The 16386-nt window shown below is 67.9% G+C and carries 17 protein-coding genes; 8 read left to right on the plus strand and 9 right to left on the minus strand.

Going from position 1 to position 16386, the window contains the following annotated elements; genetic code table 11:
* Positions 1–16 precede the first annotated feature (16 nt).
* The gene (murA, locus tag Mschef_RS04595) at positions 17–1276 is read left to right on the plus strand and encodes a UDP-N-acetylglucosamine 1-carboxyvinyltransferase (protein WP_081126607.1); all 1260 of its coding nucleotides are present in this window, start codon (positions 17–19) and stop codon (positions 1274–1276) included.
* 27 nt (positions 1277–1303) lie between these two features.
* Here murA and Mschef_RS04600 read toward each other — a convergent pair whose 3' ends face one another.
* Genes Mschef_RS04600 through purM form a run of 3 tightly spaced genes read right to left on the minus strand, consistent with a single transcriptional unit; the run spans position 1304 to position 3802 of the window.
* Entirely contained in the window at positions 1304–2032 is a 729-nt protein-coding gene (locus tag Mschef_RS04600) for a DUF3108 domain-containing protein (protein ID WP_081126608.1), read from the minus strand.
* 55 nt (positions 2033–2087) lie between these two features.
* Positions 2088–2741 carry a phosphoribosylglycinamide formyltransferase gene (gene purN, locus Mschef_RS04605; protein ID WP_081126609.1) on the minus strand — a complete coding sequence of 218 codons (654 nt, stop codon included), beginning with the start codon at positions 2739–2741 and terminating at the stop codon, positions 2088–2090.
* 14 nt (positions 2742–2755) lie between these two features.
* A complete protein-coding gene (gene purM, locus Mschef_RS04610; protein ID WP_081126848.1) occupies positions 2756–3802 on the minus strand; it encodes a phosphoribosylformylglycinamidine cyclo-ligase in 1047 nt (348 codons plus the stop codon).
* A 146-nt stretch (positions 3803–3948) separates the two neighbouring features.
* On the opposite strand from purM, the gene Mschef_RS04615 reads away from it, so the two are divergent.
* From Mschef_RS04615 to hda, 4 genes are read left to right on the plus strand one after another with little or no spacing between them, the layout of a single operon-like run.
* On the plus strand, positions 3949–4926 hold the full coding sequence (locus Mschef_RS04615; protein WP_081126610.1) for a DUF2066 domain-containing protein: 978 nt from the start codon (positions 3949–3951) through the stop codon (positions 4924–4926).
* Positions 4927–4933: 7 nt separating this feature from the next.
* Entirely contained in the window at positions 4934–5530 is a 597-nt protein-coding gene (locus tag Mschef_RS04620) for a CDP-alcohol phosphatidyltransferase family protein (RefSeq protein WP_081126611.1), read from the plus strand.
* Positions 5530–6687, plus strand: coding sequence for an AI-2E family transporter (locus tag Mschef_RS04625; RefSeq protein ID WP_081126612.1), 1158 nt, complete (start codon positions 5530–5532; stop codon positions 6685–6687). Before Mschef_RS04620 ends, Mschef_RS04625 begins: the two co-directional genes overlap by 1 nt.
* Complete coding sequence (gene hda, locus Mschef_RS04630; RefSeq protein ID WP_081126613.1) at positions 6674–7399, plus strand: DnaA regulatory inactivator Hda; 726 nt, start codon at positions 6674–6676, stop codon at positions 7397–7399. The genes Mschef_RS04625 and hda overlap by 14 nt, the downstream gene beginning before the upstream one ends.
* On the opposite strand, the gene Mschef_RS04635 is transcribed toward hda, so the two are convergent.
* The 5 genes from Mschef_RS04635 to Mschef_RS04655 form a co-directional block, all read right to left on the minus strand.
* Entirely contained in the window at positions 7394–8419 is a 1026-nt protein-coding gene (locus Mschef_RS04635) for a magnesium and cobalt transport protein CorA (RefSeq protein ID WP_081126614.1), read from the minus strand. The genes hda and Mschef_RS04635 overlap by 6 nt on opposite strands.
* A gap of 33 nt (positions 8420–8452) precedes the next feature.
* Positions 8453–9685 carry a lipoprotein N-acyltransferase Lnb domain-containing protein gene (locus tag Mschef_RS04640; protein ID WP_339325987.1) on the minus strand — a complete coding sequence of 411 codons (1233 nt, stop codon included), beginning with the start codon at positions 9683–9685 and terminating at the stop codon, positions 8453–8455.
* Positions 9682–10518 carry a CorC family transporter gene (locus tag Mschef_RS04645; protein WP_081126616.1) on the minus strand — a complete coding sequence of 279 codons (837 nt, stop codon included), beginning with the start codon at positions 10516–10518 and terminating at the stop codon, positions 9682–9684. Before Mschef_RS04645 ends, Mschef_RS04640 begins: the two co-directional genes overlap by 4 nt.
* A gap of 86 nt (positions 10519–10604) precedes the next feature.
* Positions 10605–11117: an rRNA maturation RNase YbeY gene (gene ybeY / locus Mschef_RS04650; RefSeq protein ID WP_081126617.1), complete on the minus strand. Its 513-nt coding sequence runs from the start codon at positions 11115–11117 to the stop codon at positions 10605–10607.
* A gap of 6 nt (positions 11118–11123) precedes the next feature.
* Positions 11124–12149 (minus strand): PhoH family protein, encoded by a 1026-nt coding sequence (locus Mschef_RS04655; RefSeq protein ID WP_081126849.1) that lies wholly within the window; start codon positions 12147–12149, stop codon positions 11124–11126.
* Positions 12150–12222: 73 nt separating this feature from the next.
* On the opposite strand from Mschef_RS04655, the gene Mschef_RS04660 reads away from it, so the two are divergent.
* Positions 12223–13005: an ABC transporter ATP-binding protein gene (locus tag Mschef_RS04660; RefSeq protein ID WP_197686715.1), complete on the plus strand. Its 783-nt coding sequence runs from the start codon at positions 12223–12225 to the stop codon at positions 13003–13005.
* Positions 13002–13805: an ABC transporter permease gene (locus Mschef_RS04665; RefSeq protein WP_081126618.1), complete on the plus strand. Its 804-nt coding sequence runs from the start codon at positions 13002–13004 to the stop codon at positions 13803–13805. Before Mschef_RS04660 ends, Mschef_RS04665 begins: the two co-directional genes overlap by 4 nt.
* A 4-nt stretch (positions 13806–13809) precedes the next feature.
* Here Mschef_RS04665 and miaB read toward each other — a convergent pair whose 3' ends face one another.
* The gene (gene miaB / locus Mschef_RS04670; protein WP_081126619.1) at positions 13810–15153 is read right to left on the minus strand and encodes a tRNA (N6-isopentenyl adenosine(37)-C2)-methylthiotransferase MiaB; all 1344 of its coding nucleotides are present in this window, start codon (positions 15151–15153) and stop codon (positions 13810–13812) included.
* A gap of 97 nt (positions 15154–15250) precedes the next feature.
* Between miaB and Mschef_RS04675 the strand changes: the two genes are divergently transcribed.
* The gene (locus Mschef_RS04675; protein ID WP_081126620.1) at positions 15251–16195 is read left to right on the plus strand and encodes a lytic transglycosylase domain-containing protein; all 945 of its coding nucleotides are present in this window, start codon (positions 15251–15253) and stop codon (positions 16193–16195) included.
* Positions 16196–16386 lie beyond the last annotated feature (191 nt).

Here is a 16386-nt window from a genome sequence, read left to right on the forward strand (position 1 = left end):
TGGAGTACTGAGGTCCATGGCCAAGATCGTGATCAGCGGGGGCTCCCCCCTGCACGGCGAAGTTCGCGTGTCCGGCGCCAAGAACGCGGTGCTGCCGATCCTCGCTGCGACGCTGCTGGCCGATGGCCCGGTAGTGATCGGCAACGTGCCGCATCTGCACGATGTCACCACGACCATGGAACTGCTCGGCCAGATGGGCGTGCAACTGGTGGTGGACGAGCGCATGCGCATCCACGCCGATCCGCGTGGCGCGACCAACTTTTATGCGCCGTATGACTTGGTCAAGACCATGCGTGCCTCGATCCTGGTGCTGGGACCGCTGGTGGCGCGCTTCGGTCAGGCCGAGGTTTCGCTGCCGGGCGGCTGCGCCATCGGCTCGCGTCCGGTCGATCAGCACCTGCGCGGCCTCGAGGCGTTGGGCGCCGAGGTCGCCGTCGAGAACGGCTACATCAAGGCGCGCGCCAAGCGCCTGCGCGGTGCGCGCATCGCCATGGACGTGGTCACCGTGACCGGCACCGAGAACATCATGATGGCGGCCGTGCTGGCGCAGGGCACCACGATCATCGACAACGCCGCGCAGGAGCCCGAGGTGGTCGATCTCGCGCACTGCCTCAACGCCATGGGCGCGCACATCGAGGGGGCGGGCACCTCGACACTGGTGATCGAAGGCGTCGAGCGCCTGCACGGCGCCGAGTACGACGTGTTGCCGGATCGCATCGAGACCGGCACGTTTCTGGTGGCCGGTGCGATCAGCGGCGGCAAGGTGCTGGCCAAGCGCGCGCGCCCGAATACGCTGGACGCGGTGCTGGCCAAGCTCGAGGACGCTGGCGCCGACATCAGCACTGGCGCGGACTGGATCAGCCTCGACATGCACGGCCAGCGCCCGCGCGCGGTCAATATCACCACCGCGCCGTATCCGGCGTTTCCCACCGACATGCAGGCGCAGTTCACCGCGCTCAATTGCGTGGCCGAGGGCGTCGGCGTGATCACCGAGACGGTGTTCGAGAACCGCTTCATGCACGTGCAGGAATTGCAGCGCCTCGGCGCCGACATCCGCATGGAAGGCAACGCGGTCGTCATCCAGGGCGTGCCCAGCATGAGTGGCGCACCAGTGATGGCGACCGACTTGCGCGCATCGGCCTCGCTGGTACTGGCCGGACTGGTGGCGCAGGGCGACACCACGGTCGATCGCATTTATCACATCGATCGCGGCTACGAGTGCATCGAGGAAAAGCTTGCCGGTCTTGGCGCGCATATCCGCCGCCTGCCGGGCTGACCGCTCCATCGCGCCGCACACGCCGCACTAGCGCGGTGCGCGCTCCAGTTCCAGCAAATACACCGTGCCCTTGCCGTCGCGCTGTTCCATGCGCACCGGCGCCAGCATCGGCGGGGCAAACCAGGCGCGCAAGCCGTTGTCGGCATCGCTGCGCTGCACTGCGTAAGCCTGGTAATCGCCGGCAGGCACGTGCAGCGCAACCGGCATGGTGGCGATCGCGTAGTGCTGCCGCGATACCCGATCAGACATGGCCACCGGCACCACCACCGTGCCACGCGCGCCGGCAGCCACGTGCAGTGCCAGCACCAGTACCGCCAGATTGCGATCGACCGTGCCGGGCACGGCGGCGTAGTGTTGCTGCGCGTGCCCGTCGCGCAGGGTGATCCGGCCGCCGGGCCAATCGAACGCCGTGCTGCGCGTGATCGACTTGAACGCGCTCTGCATGTGGTAGCGATAGCCCAGATCCTGCACGGCGTCATCGTGCCAGCGGAAGCGCGAGGACTCGCTGACATCCAGCCCGAGCAGCGCGGCCAGCCCGGCGCTGCCGCGCGTGACATTGCTGAACACATACTCGCCGTCGCGTGCGCCACTCAGGCTGAGCGTGGCCTGGCCGATGGCGTCGCCGTCACGCAGTACGCGGTATTGCGCGCTGAAGGGCGGCGGCGCGGCGGCCTGCGCGGCGATCGCCAGTGGCAGTAAGACGAACGCCAGCAGCAGTGGCGGCAGTCGGCGGGGCGAGGTTTTCAGCAAGCGCATGGCGGTTCATCCGGCAAAGTGGGGCGAGCTTGCCGTGCGCTGGCTGAATCCGCGCTCAAGCAAGGCTGGCATCGTCCTGCAGTTGCAGGGGTGCATGCAGGATCTGGCCGCCGCACAGGATCGCCGTACCCTGCATGCGGCAACGACCACTGGCCACGGCGGCCACGGCGGCCACCAATAGCTGGTGCTCCAGCGGCAACAGGCGCGCGGCGAGGTCGGCCGGGGTGTCGCCGGGCAGTACCGGCATGCGCGCCTGCGCCAGCACCGGACCGCCGTCGAGTTCAGCGGTGACGAAATGCACGCTGGCGCCGTGCTCGGCATCGCCGGCGGCGAGCACGCGCTGGTGCGTATCCAGACCAGGGTATTTCGGCAGCAGGGAGGGGTGGATGTTGAGCATGCGCCCCAGCCACGGCGCGACGGCAGTGGCATCGAGGCGGCGCATGAAGCCGGCCAGCACGATCAGATCGGGTTGCGCGGCGGCCACCGCGGCCATGAAGGCGCGGTCCCATGCGGCGCGGTCGCCACTGCCGCGGCTGTCGCTGGCGAAGGTGGCGATGTCCGCCGCGCGCGCGCGCACCAGTGCCGGCGCATCCGCGCGGTTGCTGGCGAGCAACGCGATTTCAGCGTGCAATCGTCCGGCCGCGATGGCCGCGCGCAGCGCATCGAAATTGCTGCCGCGGCCGGACACCAGTACCGCGAGACGCGGCATGCGCGACGTGTCATTCACCGGCGCGCGATATGCACGCGCGGCTGCCCGGCGCGCGCCGGCACCACGCTGCCGATGGACCAGTGCGCAAGGCCGGCGCGCGTCAGCCAGGCGCTGCTGGCGGCGACCTGCTCCGCAGCCACCAGCACCACGAAACCGATGCCGCAATTGAAGGTGCGCCACAGCTCGGCATCGCTGAGCTGTCCGGTTTCGGCCAGCCATGCGAACAATGGCGGCAGCGGCCAAGCACTGGCGTCGATGTCCAGCGCCAGCGTCGCGGGCACCACGCGGATAATGTTTTCGGTAAGGCCACCGCCGGTGATGTGCGCCATGGCGTGTGGCGGCAGTTCAGCCAGCAGTTGCAGCATGGGCTTGACGTAAATCGTGGTGGGCGCCAGCAATGCTTCGGCCAGCGTGCTGCCGCCAAGATCCAGATCCCAGGGTTTGCCGGCGCGTTCGAGAATGCGCCGGACCAGCGAGAAGCCGTTGGCGTGCGCGCCGCTGGAAGCGATGCCGAGCAACATGTCGCCGACCTGCACCCGCTTGCCGTCGAGCAGCGCGCTCTTTTCCACCGCGCCGACGCAAAATCCAGCGAGGTCGTATTCGCCGGCTGCGTACATGTCCGGCATCTCCGCGGTTTCACCCCCGACCAGCGCGCAGCCAGCCAGTACGCAGCCGCGCGCGATACCGGCGATGACGCGTTCGGCCACATCCACATCGAGCTTGCCGGTGGCGAAGTAATCCAGGAAAAACAGCGGTTCAGCGCCCTGCACCAGCACGTCGTTGACGCACATGGCCACCAGATCGATGCCGATGCCGTCGTGGCGCCCCAGCTCCTGCGCCAGTTTCAGCTTGGTACCGACGCCATCGGTACCGGACACCAGCACCGGCTCGCGATAGCGGCCGCCGAGCTCGAACAGTGCGCCGAACCCGCCCAGTCCGCCCATGACCCCGGTACGCAGCGTGCGCGCAACGTGCGGCTTGATGCGCTCGACCAGCGCCGCACCGGCGTCGATGTCCACGCCAGCGGCACGGTAAGTGAGGCGATCGGGCTCGGAGCTCATGGCGGTCCTGGGAGGCACGGGCAGCGGGAAAATCAGCGCGCCATGATAGCAGTGGCCTCGCGCGCGCTTGCGCCGCGCATTGGACGCCGCCGCCGCGATTGGGCAGACTGCTTGGGCTTTGTCCGCTGCGTACATACGGAGGCGCCATGCGCGCGATCGGGTTGACTGTGCTGCTGCTGCTCTGCGCCGCTTGTGGTGGCGTGGCGCGCGCGTCCGCTGCGCTGTATCACGCCACCGTGCCCGTGGCCGGCACCACCAGCGTGGCGCGCAATCAGGCCATCGTGCAGGCCGCGGCTGCGGTGCTGGTGCGGCTCAGCGGCAACCCGCAGGTCATGGCGTTGCCGGATGTGGCTGCGGCGCTGAGCAATGCTCCATCACTGGTCAATGATTACCGCTATGCGCAAGGCTCCGCAGGTGCGCTGATGCTGGAGGTGGGCTTCGATCCGCAGGCCTTGCTGGGCCTGGCGCGGCAACTGGCGCTACCGATCTGGCCGGCACCGCGCCCGCCGGTGCTGGCCGAGATCAGTTTCAATGGACAGCCGCTGGCCGCGGCCACGGCCGCGCCCCTGCTGGCCGCAGGCGCCGCGCGTGGCATCGAATTCGTGCTGCCGCAAGCGGGCGCGCCGGCGGCCACGGCGCTGCGGGCTGCCGATCCGACGGCCCTCGATGCGCTGGCGCGTCAGTACCGAACCGGCCTCGCGCTGATCGGCAACATCACCCCCGGCGGCGGCAGTTGGACCCTGGTCATGGGCGCCGCCAGCAAAACCTGGCAGGCACCGCCCGGCAGCATGGCCGATATGTTGGCCGCGGCTGGCAATGCCTCTGCCGATCGTTTGCTGGCGCGCTTCGCGGCCGCACCCGGCGCGGCATCCGGCGTACCCGAACACTTGTGGGTGGGCCACCTGCGCAGCGCCGAGGATTATGCCGCGTTGATGGCGCTGCTGCGCCGCGATCCACGCATCCGCGCGGCGCTGCCGATGCAGGCCTCCGGCAACAGCCTGATGCTGACGTTGCGCCTGGATGCGCCGCTGACCACGGTCGCCGCTGACCTGGCGGCCAGCGGGCACCTGGTCAATGCGGCGGCGCAACCCGGCGCCGATGTGACCCTGGACTGGGTGCGCTGAGGCCCCCATGCAGCGTGTTGCCGCCTCGCCGCCAGGCGCCGCCACGCGCTGGCGCCACCTGCCCAACCTGCTGAGCGCGCTGCGCCTGCTGTTGGCGCTGCCGGTGGCACTGGCAATCGGCTACCGTGACTATCCGACTGCACTCGTACTGGCAGCGTTGGCGGCGCTGTCCGATGCGCTGGACGGATTCCTGGCGCGGCGCTTTCGCTGGCAAAGCCGGCTCGGCGCGACGCTGGACCCGCTGGCCGACAAACTGCTGCTGGTCGGCTGCTTCATCGCGCTGACTTATGTCGGCGCGGTGCCGCTGGAGTTGACCCTGCTGGTGCTGGCGCGCGACGTGGTGATCATCGCCGGTGCGCTGGCTTGGCGCGTGCTGCTGGGACCGCTGACTGCGCGTCCGAGCCTGCTGTCCAAGCTCAACACGCTGGCACAGATCGCCTTCGTGCTGGCGGTGCTGTTGACTCTGGTTTGGTCGCAGGCAACGCTGCCGTTGCGCGGTCCGGCGTGGGCGGTGGGTGCGCTGACCGTGGCCAGCGGCATCGATTACGTATTGCGCTGGGGTGTGCGCGCGCGCCGCACCTGGCGCAACAAGGAGCGGCGCTGATGGGCCCGGAGGCACTGTACCGCTTGCAACTGGCCTTGCTGGTCGCGGTCATCGGCTACGTGCTGTGGCTGTTGGCGCCGGTGCTGACGCCGTTCGTGCTGGCCGCATTGCTGGCCTACATTGCCGATCCGCTGGCCGATCGCCTGCAGCGCCACATGTCGCGCACGCTGGCAGTGACGCTGGTGTTCGTGGTGTTCAGCGTCGCGGTACTGATTCTGCTGGCACTGCTGTTGCCGCTGCTCGAGCACCAGTTAGCGCGCGCCGTGGCGGCGCTGCCTGCCGCGCTGGCGTGGTTTCGCGGAATTGCCACGCCATGGCTCGCGCAGCACCTGCATCTGCCCGCGGAGACGTTCGATCCGCAGCACGTCATCAATTTGCTGCAACAGCACTGGCAGCAGGCGGGTGGCATCGCCGCCGCGTTGCTCGGGCATGTCACGCGTTCGGGGTTGGCGTTGCTCGAATGGGCCACCAATCTGGTGCTGGTGCCGGTGGTGTTTTTCTACCTGCTGCGCGACTGGGACGTACTGGTGGAGCGCGTGCGCGAGCTGCTGCCGCGCCATGTCGAGCCCACGGTCACGCGTCTGGCGCGCGAGTCCGACGCGGTGCTCGGTGCATTCTTCAAAGGCCAGTTGCTGGTGATGCTGGGCCTGGGCATCTACTACGCACTGGGGCTGAGCCTGGTCGCGCAACTGGGCCTGGGACCTTTGATCGGCGTGCTCGCCGGGCTGGTCAGCTTCGTGCCTTATCTGGGCTTCATCACCGGCCTGATCGCGGCGTTGATCGCGGTGCTGGCGCAGTACGGTGGCGATTGGCTGCACATCGTCCTGGTGCTGGGGGTGTTCGCCGTCGGCCAAGTGTTGGAAAGTTACGTGCTGGTGCCGCGCCTGGTCGGCAACAGGATCGGCCTGCACCCGGTCGCAGTGATTTTTGCGGTGCTGGCCGGCGCGCAGCTGTTCGGTTTCTTCGGGATACTGATGGCGCTGCCGTTGGCGGCGGTGGCGGTGGTGGTACTGAACTACGCCCACGAGCGCTACATGGCCAGTGCGCTGTATACACGGGAGGAGGAGGCCACGCCTCGTGCAGACAGCGAATCCGCACCGGAGATGGGTGCGCCCACTGCGGACAAGTCCGAAGTCGACGTGCATGAACCCGGCTGAGGCACGGCAATTGCCGCTGGCGCTGCGCTGGCCGCCGCGCCAGCGTTTCGAGCATTTCCGCAGCGCGCCTGGCAACGCACCCGCGCTGGCCGCGGTGCAGGCGCTGGCGCTCGGCACGCAGGCGCCGTGGGTATTGCTCAGCGGTCCTTCCGGCAGCGGCAAGACGCATCTGCTGGTCGCCGCCTGTCAGGCCGCGCAAGCGGCTGGTCGCCGTGCGCAATATCTGGATGCCGCGCGCCTGCGCGCTGATGCCGGCGCGCTGCGCGCGCTCGGCGGCGCCGAACTGTTGGCGCTGGACGATGTGCAGGCGCTGGCCGGCCACGCCGAGGCCGAGCACGCGTTGTTCGACCTCTACAATCGCCTGCGCGCTGAGGGCTCCAGCCTGCTGCTGGCCAGCGCGCTGCCGCTATCGGCACTGGCGCCGGGCCTGCCCGATTTGCGCTCGCGCCTGGGCGCTTGCATGCAGGCAGCGCTGAGCGCGCTGGATGAGTCCGCGCGGCGCGCCTTGGTGCAGGAGTGGGCCGCCGCGCGCGGCATCGACCTGGAACCGGCCGTGCTCGACTGGCTGTTCGCACGCGCGGCGCGCGATCTGCGCAGCCTGCACGAGTTGTTCGAACGCATCGACCGTGCCGCGCTGGCCGGACGCCGGCGCATCACCATCCCGTTCCTGCGCGCGCTGCTGGCCGCGCACGACGGGGCAGCCGCGTCATAGCCAGCGCGCGCGCTTGAGCATCAGGTACAGCCCGCCGCAAAGGGTCAGGGTGAACGCGATCAGTGCGGGGTAGGCCCAGGGCTGGTCAAGCTCCGGCATGTGGCGGAAGTTCATGCCGAACCAGCCGGTGAGCAGGGTCGGTACGGCCAGCAGCGCGGCCCAGCCGGCGAGGCGCTTGACGACCTCGTTCTGGTTGAGTGTGACCAGCGAGACCGACACGTTCATCGCCGCGCCGAGCATTTCACGCATCGCGCTGACCGCGTCGTTGATGCGGTTGGCGTGGTCGTTGACGTCGCGGAAGTAGGGGCGCACGGTTTCCGGGATGAACGCCGGGTGCAAGCGTTCGAGCTGGGCCAGCACGTCCTGCAGCGGCGCCACCGCCAGGCGCAGGCGCGTGAGTTCGCGTTGCATGCCATACAGTCGTTTCAGCGTGCCGCGCTTCCACTGCTTGGCGAAGATCGCGCTTTCCAGATCCTCCAGCTCGGCCTGGTAGGTTTCCAGGACCGGCATGAAGCCATCGACGATGGCATCAAGCACCGAGTACAGCGCATAGCCCGGACCTTGCGCCAGCAGCGCCGGATTCTGCTCGGCGGCGTGGCGCACCGGCGCGTAGCTGGGCGAGCTGCCGTGACGCACGCTGATGATGTAATTGGCGCCGAGAAACACATGCGTCTCGCCGAAACTGATGCGCGCCCCCGCGCGTGCGGCGGTGCGTGCCACCACGAACAGGCTTTCGCCGTAGGGCTCGATCTTGGGCCGCTGGTGCGCGTTGCGCGCGTCCTCCACGGCCAGCGGATGCAGCGCGAACTCCTCCTGCATCCGCGCCAGCAGCGCGTCGTCCGGCTCGTACAGGCCAACCCACACGAAACGGCCGCGTTCACGCAGCGTGTCGCTGATCGCGGCCAGATCGATGTCGCCCAGACGCTGGCCGTTGCGCTCGTAGGCGACGCAGGCGACTACGCCGGGCACGGCTGCAGGCAGGTTTTCAGCGGGATGCTGCGCGGGCACGGGGTTGGCCATGCCGCGATTCTGGCCGAACTGCGTGGCGCGCGCTCAGCGCGTCACGCGTGGCCGCCACAGCGTCCATGCCAGCGCCAGATTCAAGGGCAGCGCGAACAGGATCCAGTGCAGGTTGGCCTGCACGAACCATGGGCTGAACTTGGCCAGCAGGCCGAATACGCTGAGCGCGGCCAGCGCCAGCGCAAGGACCCGCGTCCAGTGGCGCGCCACGCGGCGCGTGCCCAAGCCGCGCAGCAGCGGCCAGATCAGTAACAACAGCATGGGATCGAACTGCAGCAGATTCTCGTTGGCCCACGCCGCGCGATGCGAGGTCAGCGTCCACAGCGCCAGCATGATCAGCCCGGTCAAGCCGCCAAGCAGCGCATACAGGCCGGCCGCCGCGGCGCCGAGCCAGCGCGCCAAGGCGCCTGCGTGTTCGCGTGCACCCCACGGCAGCAGCGCGGCCCAGGCCAGGCCGATTGCCAGCAGCGGCCAGCGCAACGCCGGTGGCGCCGGCGGGGGCGGCGCTACATCGCCGGCATAAATCAGGCGCGAGGACGTCACCAGCGGCTGCGTGCCGCCGCGTCCGTCGGGTACACGCACGTGCCGCACAAGGTCGGAAAGTGTGACCGGCAAAAAGCTGTCCTGCCACTGCGTCAGCGGCCGGTCGGCGCGTGGGCCGAGACCCAGGTCGACCAGCAGCATCAGCGGCAGGTCGTGCGCCAGCATGCGTTCGGACTGGCTGCGGAAGGTGCGCGCGCCGGCTGATTGTTGCGTCTGCGCTTGGATCGCGCCGCCCAGCGCGCGGTTGAGCGCATCGCGCACGCGCGTGGCGCAGTTGTCATAGAAGTAGTCGTAGCGGTAACGACGGTTCTGCGGCTGATCGTTCCACAGCAGGAAATCGCGCAGCGCCGAAGCCTGCGCCGGGGTGAAGGCGAGTTTCTCGATGCGCACCGCGCGCCCGGCGTCGATATAGCTGGTGACCTCGGGGCCGGCGTATTCGGCGTCCATGCTGTACAGCATGTGGCCGCGGATGAACTTGAGGAAAAAATCGTGCGTGTCGAAATCGAACACGCCGTAGTTGAAGCTCACCGCCTCGCCGCTGCGTGTGTCGCGCAGGATGATGGCGACATGGCCGAAACGCTCCCAATACACGCGCCCGGGGCCATAGGTGACCAGTTCGACCCGCAGATCGCGCCCGGGCGCGTTGCTGATGCCGGCATGCGCCAGCGGCGCCAGTGCGAGCAGCAGCACCAGCATCAGCAGATGCCGCAACGGTTTCATCATGCCGGGTGCGTCACGCGTACCTGCAACACGCGCCGGTCGTCTGCCGCGGTGATGCGGAAGGAGTGGCCATCGAGCACGGTTTCCTCATCGTGCTCCGGCAGGTGGCCAATGGCATCGGTGACCAGGCCGCCGACCGTATCGAAATCCTCGTCGGAGAACTGCGTGCCGAAGCGCTCGTTGAAATCCTCGATCGGGGTCAGCGCGTCGACCAGGAAGCTGCCGTCGGGTTGCGCCTGGATCTGCGGCGCCTCCTCGTCATCGTGTTCGTCATCGATCTCGCCGACGATCTCCTCGAGCACGTCCTCGATGGTGATCAGGCCGGCCACGCCGCCATATTCATCGACCACCACGGCCATGTGGTTGTGGGTCAGGCGAAACTCGCCCAGCAGAACGTTGAGGTGCATCGATTCCGGGATCAGCGCGGCCGGGCGCAGCAGACTGGACAGCACGAAATCGGTGCTGCGATCGTGGAAGCGCAGCAGGTCCTTGGCCAGCAGCACACCGAGGATCTCGTCCTTGTCCTCGCCATGCACCGGGAAGCGCGAGTGCCCGGTTTCGGTGACCGTGGCCAGGATCTGCGTGAAGTTCGCGTCGGCCGGAATCATCACCATTTGCGCGCGCGGCACCATGGCATCGGCGACACGCAAGCCGCTGACTTCCAGCGCGCCCTCGACCATGGCCAAGGTGTCGCGCGTGATCAGGCCGTTGTCGGCGGCGAGGCGGAGTTCTTCGAGCAGGTCGGCCTGGTTGCGCGGCTCGCCCGCGAGCATCTGGCCCAGGCGGCCCCAGAAAGAGCGCCGCACCGGACCGCTGGTACTCGGACCTTCGTTCATTGCCTGTGTGCACCACGCCCACGCGGGGCAGGACGTGAAAGCATAGCGGAAAATCGCGCCGCGTCGATGACGGCAGTGCCATGCGCTCAGCGCGAACGGTAAGGGTCCTCGATGCCCACGGCGGCCAGCGCGGCGACTTCCAGCGCCTCCATGCGCGCCGCGTCGCTGCGCTTGCGGTGATCGTAACCAAGCAGATGCAGTACGCCGTGGATGCTCAGATGCGCGCAGTGCGCGGCCAGCCGCTTGCCTTGCGCGCTTGCCTCGCCTGCCAGCACCGGCGCGCACAATACGATGTCGCCAAGCAGCGGCAGATCCACGCCCGCGGGCAGTTCGACCGGAAACGACAGCACGTTGGTGGCGTAATCGCGGCCGCGGTAGCGCCGGTTGAGCAGGCGTCCCTCGCGCGCGCCGACGATGCGCACCGATAGTTCGACGGCTTCGCCACGCCCGGCGACACGCAGCGCTGTCTCGATCCAGCGCCGGAATGAAACCGCCGCGGGCAGACCGCGACGCGTCACGGCGTAGCTGAGATGCAAGTGCAGGAGCGGGGCGCGGGATACGCCATTGCGATGCGTCGGGCGGGCAATGCGCGGGGCCATCGCGGATCAGTCCACGGCGCGATGCATTTTGTGAGTCCCGGGCCCCTGCTCCCGGGTCGCCGCCTCGGCGTCCTCGGACGCCTCGTATGCGCGCACGATGCGCGCCACCACCGGGTGGCGCACCACGTCGCGCGCGCTGAAAAACGTGAAGCTCACGCCTTCGACATCGCGCAGCACCTCGACCACGTGGCGCAACCCGGAGCGCACGTTGCGCGGCAGATCGACCTGGGTGACGTCGCCGGTGATCACGGCCACCGAGCCGAAACCAATGCGCGTGAGGAACATCTTCATCTGTTCGACCGTGGTGTTCTGCGCCTCGTCGAGGATCACGCAGGAATCGTTGAGCGTGCGCCCGCGCATGTAGGCCAGCGGCGCGACTTCGATGACATTGCGCTCGATGAGTTTGGCGACCTTCTCGAAGCCCAGCATTTCGTACAGCGCGTCGTACAACGGACGCAGATACGGATCGACCTTCTGGCTGAGGTCGCCGGGCAGGAAACCGAGCTTTTCACCGGCCTCCACGGCCGGGCGCGTGAGGATGATGCGTTGCACGCGGTTTTGCGCCAGCGCCTCGACCGCGCTGGCCACGGCAAGGTAGGTCTTGCCGGTGCCGGCCGGACCGATGCCGAAATTGATGTCGTGACGCGCGATGGCGTGCAGGTAGCGCGCCTGGCTGGGGCCACGTCCGCGAATCAGGCCGCGCCTGACCTTGATCGCCACGTCCTGGGCCTGTTCGACCAGTGCCTGCGCCGCTGCATCGAGACTGGCATCCTGCAGGCGCAGGTTGAGCTGATGCTCGTCCAGCGCGGTGTCGCTGGTTTCCGCGTAGAGGTTTTTGATGAAGCGCTCGGCGGCGCTGGCGGTTTGCGGCGGGCCGATCACGCGGAACGCGCTGCCGCGCGCGGCGATCTCCACGCCCAGGCGTAGTTCGATCATGCGCAGGTGTGCATCGAGCGGCCCGGCCAGATTGGCCAGGCGCTCGGTGTCGTCGGGTTCGAGCTGAAAATCGCGGGCAATGGTGGATGCGGACATGCGCGCAAGCATAGCGCGGGCACGGGCGTGCATCGGGCATGCTGGATTTGCATGCGCCGCGTGGCACCATCGCATGATGACTGCTCCGATCACCGCGCCAGCCACCGCCGCTCCGCCCGCGCTGGAGGTGCGCGATATCGCCAAACGCTACGCTGGCAAGGCCGCGGTGCGCGGCATCTCGCTGCGCGTTGAAGCCGGCGAGATCGTCGGACTGCTCGGCCCCAATGGTGCCGGCAAGACCACCACGATCAACATGATCCTCGGCCTGCTCGCGCCCGATTCGGGGCAGGTGCTGATCACCGGACTGGATCTGGCCCGGCAGCGTACGGCGGCGCTGGCGATGGTCAACTTCCAGGCCAGCTACGCGCCGTTGCCGGGCAATTTGACGGTGCGCCAGAATCTGCTGTTCTTCGCACGGCTGTACGCGCTGGCGCAGCCGGCGCGACGCGTGGGCGAGCTGCTCGAATCATTCAAGCTGACGGCGCTGGCGCACACGCGCTGCGGCCTGTTGTCGAGCGGCGAGCAGGCGCGCGTGGCGCTGGCCAAGACCCTGCTCAACCGACCGCGCCTGCTGCTGCTGGACGAGCCGACGTCCTCGCTCGATCCGGCCACCGCCGACGACTTGCGCCGGATGATCCGCGATCTGGCCGCGCGTAACGGTTGCGCGGTGCTGTGGACTTCGCACAACATGCTCGAGGTCGAGCAGGTATGCGATCGCGTACTGCTGCTGGCGCGCGGCCGCGTGTTGCTGCAGGGCGATCCGCGACGGCTCGCCGCCGAACATGGCGATGCCTCGCTCGAAGACCTGTTCATCCGCATCGCGCGCGAGCCGCTGGCCCATGGGGTTGACGCATGAACCTGCGCCGGGTCAGCGCCATCGTGCTGCGTCAGATCGACCTGATGCGCTCCAGTCCGACGCGCGTGGTGCCGCTGGTGGCGTGGGTGGCGATCGACATCGTGTTGTGGGGCTTCATCACCCGCTATCTGGGCTCGCTCAGCGCCCACGGCCCGGATTTCACCCTCACCCTGCTGGGCGCGGTGCTGCTGTGGGATTTCTTCGGCCGCATCATGCAGGGCGTGACCACGGCGTTTTTCGAGGATGTGTGGTCGCGCAGTTTTCTCAATCTGTTCGCCAGTCCGATCAACGTCAGCGAGTACGTGGCCGGCCTGGTCGCCACCAGCGTCCTCACCAGTTGCATCAGCCTGGCGGTGATGTTGCTGCTGGCGCGCTTCGCCTTCGGCCTGTCGCTGCTGGCGTTCGGGTTGCCCGCCGCCGGATTCCTGGCGGTGCTGTTCCTGTTCGGCATCGCCCTGGGCATTTTCGCCAGCGCCGTGGTGCTGCGTCTGGGGCCGGCCTCGGAGTGGCTGGTGTGGCCGATCCCGGCGCTGCTGTCGCCGTTCGCGGCGGTGTTTTATCCATTGCACGTACTGCCGCAGTGGATGCAGTGGGTCGCGCACGCGCTACCGCCGGCCTATGTATTCGAGGGGCTGCGCGCGCTGGCGGCCGGGCATGGCGTGCAGCCCGGGACCTTGCTGCTGGCCACGACGCTGGCCTTGCTGCAGATCGCGCTGGCGCTGGGGTTTTTCGTGCGCGTGTTCCGCGGTGCCATCCGTAGCGGCCTGCTGGCGCGGTATAGCGCCGAGAGCGTGGCGTGAATCCTCAAGCGGCGTTGCTGGCGGTTTCGGTCAGACGCCCGCGCAGCGAGTTGCTCAGTGCGGCGGTGATGGTCACGTCCACGAACTGGCCGCGCAGGCTGGCCGGGCCGGGGAAGTTGACCGTGCGGTTGTTCTCGGTGCGGCCGCTGAGTTCCTGCGGATTTTTCTTGCTCGGGCCTTCGACCAGCACGGATTGCACGCTGCCGACCATGCCCGCGCTGTAGCGCTGCGCGTTGGCGTTGAGCAATGCCTGCAGGCGTGCCAGGCGCTGGTGCTTGACCGCATCGGGCGTGTCGTCGGCGAGGTTGGCAGCGGGCGTGCCGGGGCGGCGCGAGTAGATGAAACTGAAGCTCTGGTCGAAGCCGACGTCCTCGATCAGCTTCAATGTTTGCTCGAATTCGGCCTCGGTCTCGCCGGGGAAGCCGACGATGAGATCGGTGCTCAGGGTGATGTCGGGTCGTACCACGCGCAGCTTGCGCAACTTGTGCTTGAACTCCAGCGCGGTATAGCCGCGCTTCATCGCGGCGAGGATGCGGTCGCTGCCGGATTGCACCGGCAGATGCAGGTAATTGGCCAGCTTGGGCACGTCGCGGTAAGCCTCGATCAAGCTGTCGGAGAACTCCAGCGGGTGCGAAGTGGTGAAGCGGATGCGGCCGATTCCTGGCAGCTCGGCGAGGGTGCGGATCAGCAGCGCGAGGTCGGCGCTACCGCCCTCGTGCAGGGGTCCGCGGTAGGCGTTGACGTTCTGCCCCAGCAGGTTGACTTCGCGCACGCCCTGTTCGGCGAGGCTGGCGACCTCGGCGATGACGTCGTCGAATGGCCGGCTGATTTCTTCGCCGCGGGTGTACGGCACCACGCAGTAACTGCAGTATTTCGAGCAGCCTTCCATGATCGAGACGAATGCGCAGGGGCCTTCCGCGCGCGGCTCGGGCAGCCGGTCAAATTTCTCGATCTCGGGAAAGCTGATGTCGACCTGGGCGCGGCCGCTGCTGCGGCGCGCGTCCAGCAGCTCTGGCAGGCGGTGCAGGGTCTGCGGGCCGAATACCACGTCCACGTAGGGCGCACGCGCCAGCAGCGCCTCGCCTTCCTGGCTGGCCACGCAACCGCCGACGCCGATCAGTAGTCCGGGGTGCTCCTGCTTGAGCTGTTTCCAGCGCCCGAGCTGGCTGAACACCTTATCCTGCGCTTTTTCGCGGATCGAGCAGGTATTGATCAGGATCACATCGGCTGTGGTTTCATCGGTGGTCAACTCGAGGCCATCGCTGGCGCCGAGCACGGCGGCCATCTTCGCCGAGTCGTACTCGTTCATCTGGCAACCGTGGGTTTTGATGAACAGTTTGCGCGCCATGCTGCACCTCGAATCAACCCGTCATGGTAATCGTGCGGCACCGGTGTCGCCAGCCGCGCGCTTGGCAGTACGCGCGGGTGCGGGCAGACTGTGCGTCATGGGGAAGTTCTTGCGCACGTGTTGGAGCTTGCTGCCGCTGCTGGCCTTGGGGCTTGCCTGCGTGTGCCCTGGCGCCCAGGCGGCGACACTGTGGCGATGTGTCGGCCAGCGCGGCGAGATCGTGTTCAGCTCCAGCCGCACCGGTTATCGTGATTGCAGGGCGCTGCATGACGAAAGTGTGCAGACCCTCTCGCCAGCGCGTGCGCTGCGGGGGCCGCTCCAGCCCGCGGCGAAGCGGCCAGGCGCGCAATCGAGCAGCGTGCAGGTTGCGCCGGCGCAGCCAGTGGTGGCGACGCTGAGTCCAGCCTTGGTGACCACGCTGCCGCGCATGCAGCGCAACGCGCGCGTGCTGCGTGGCACGGTCTACAAGGTCACTCTGGCGAGCGGCGCGGTGGAATACACCAATGTGCGCCCGGTCGGCATCCAGGCGCGGCGCGTGGATGCCCTGTTTACCTACCTTTCGACCTGCTATGCCTGCAATCCGCATTCAAATATCGATTGGTACACGGTGCCGTTGCGTCTGCATGCCTATGCCAGTGAGATCGATGTCGCGGCTGCGCGCTACCGGCTCGACCCTGCGCTGCTGCGCGCCGTGATCCACGCCGAAAGCGCATTCAATCCCTACGCAATGTCCGACAAAGGCGCACAGGGGCTGATGCAGCTGATGCCGGGCACGGCCATCGACATGGGGGTGCGGGATGTGTTCAACCCGGCGCAGAACATCCTCGGCGGCGCACGTTATCTGGCCCGGTTGCTGCATGATTTCGGTGGCAACATCACCCTGGCCACGGCGGCTTACAACGCGGGTGCGGCGGCAGTGCGCAAGTACAACGATGCGGTGCCGCCTTATGACGAAACCCGACTGTACGTGCGTCGCGTGCGCATTCTCAAGGACCGTTACGATGCCGCCGAGCGCGGCGTGCCGCTGGCGCAGAATGGCTGAGGCAGGTTGCCCGAAGCCGCCGGTCGTCCCGTTGCATCGAAATGACAGGCAGGATCCGCCATTCCGCTGATGCAGTGCATCCGTGGCGCTGGATAACGCCGTTCGAGCAGCGCCTCGGGCGCTGCGGCGCAGCAAAACGCGTGCCGAAGCGCATTGTATGCAGATGAATGCTTTGGCTAAACTAACTGGGT

Origin of the sequence: Metallibacterium scheffleri (assembly GCF_002077135.1) — a bacterium.
GTDB lineage: Bacteria > Pseudomonadota > Gammaproteobacteria > Xanthomonadales > Rhodanobacteraceae > Metallibacterium > Metallibacterium scheffleri.

Coding starts and splice junctions, on each gene's coding strand:
- Mschef_RS04665 (WP_081126618.1), top strand. CDS start 13,002: ATGAACCTGCGCCGGGTCAGCGCCATCGTGCTGCGTCAGATCGACCTG.
- Mschef_RS04635 (WP_081126614.1), bottom strand. CDS start 8,419: ATGGCCAACCCCGTGCCCGCGCAGCATCCCGCTGAAAACCTGCCTGCA.
- Mschef_RS04645 (WP_081126616.1), bottom strand. CDS start 10,518: ATGAACGAAGGTCCGAGTACCAGCGGTCCGGTGCGGCGCTCTTTCTGG.
- miaB (WP_081126619.1), bottom strand. CDS start 15,153: ATGGCGCGCAAACTGTTCATCAAAACCCACGGTTGCCAGATGAACGAG.
- purN (WP_081126609.1), bottom strand. CDS start 2,741: ATGCCGCGTCTCGCGGTACTGGTGTCCGGCCGCGGCAGCAATTTCGAT.
- Mschef_RS04640 (WP_339325987.1), bottom strand. CDS start 9,685: ATGATGAAACCGTTGCGGCATCTGCTGATGCTGGTGCTGCTGCTCGCA.
- Mschef_RS04625 (WP_081126612.1), top strand. CDS start 5,530: ATGGGCCCGGAGGCACTGTACCGCTTGCAACTGGCCTTGCTGGTCGCG.
- hda (WP_081126613.1), top strand. CDS start 6,674: ATGAACCCGGCTGAGGCACGGCAATTGCCGCTGGCGCTGCGCTGGCCG.
- Mschef_RS04600 (WP_081126608.1), bottom strand. CDS start 2,032: ATGCGCTTGCTGAAAACCTCGCCCCGCCGACTGCCGCCACTGCTGCTG.
- Mschef_RS04675 (WP_081126620.1), top strand. CDS start 15,251: ATGGGGAAGTTCTTGCGCACGTGTTGGAGCTTGCTGCCGCTGCTGGCC.
- purM (WP_081126848.1), bottom strand. CDS start 3,802: ATGAGCTCCGAGCCCGATCGCCTCACTTACCGTGCCGCTGGCGTGGAC.
- Mschef_RS04620 (WP_081126611.1), top strand. CDS start 4,934: ATGCAGCGTGTTGCCGCCTCGCCGCCAGGCGCCGCCACGCGCTGGCGC.
- ybeY (WP_081126617.1), bottom strand. CDS start 11,117: ATGGCCCCGCGCATTGCCCGCCCGACGCATCGCAATGGCGTATCCCGC.
- murA (WP_081126607.1), top strand. CDS start 17: ATGGCCAAGATCGTGATCAGCGGGGGCTCCCCCCTGCACGGCGAAGTT.
- Mschef_RS04615 (WP_081126610.1), top strand. CDS start 3,949: ATGCGCGCGATCGGGTTGACTGTGCTGCTGCTGCTCTGCGCCGCTTGT.
- Mschef_RS04655 (WP_081126849.1), bottom strand. CDS start 12,149: ATGTCCGCATCCACCATTGCCCGCGATTTTCAGCTCGAACCCGACGAC.
- Mschef_RS04660 (WP_197686715.1), top strand. CDS start 12,223: ATGATGACTGCTCCGATCACCGCGCCAGCCACCGCCGCTCCGCCCGCG.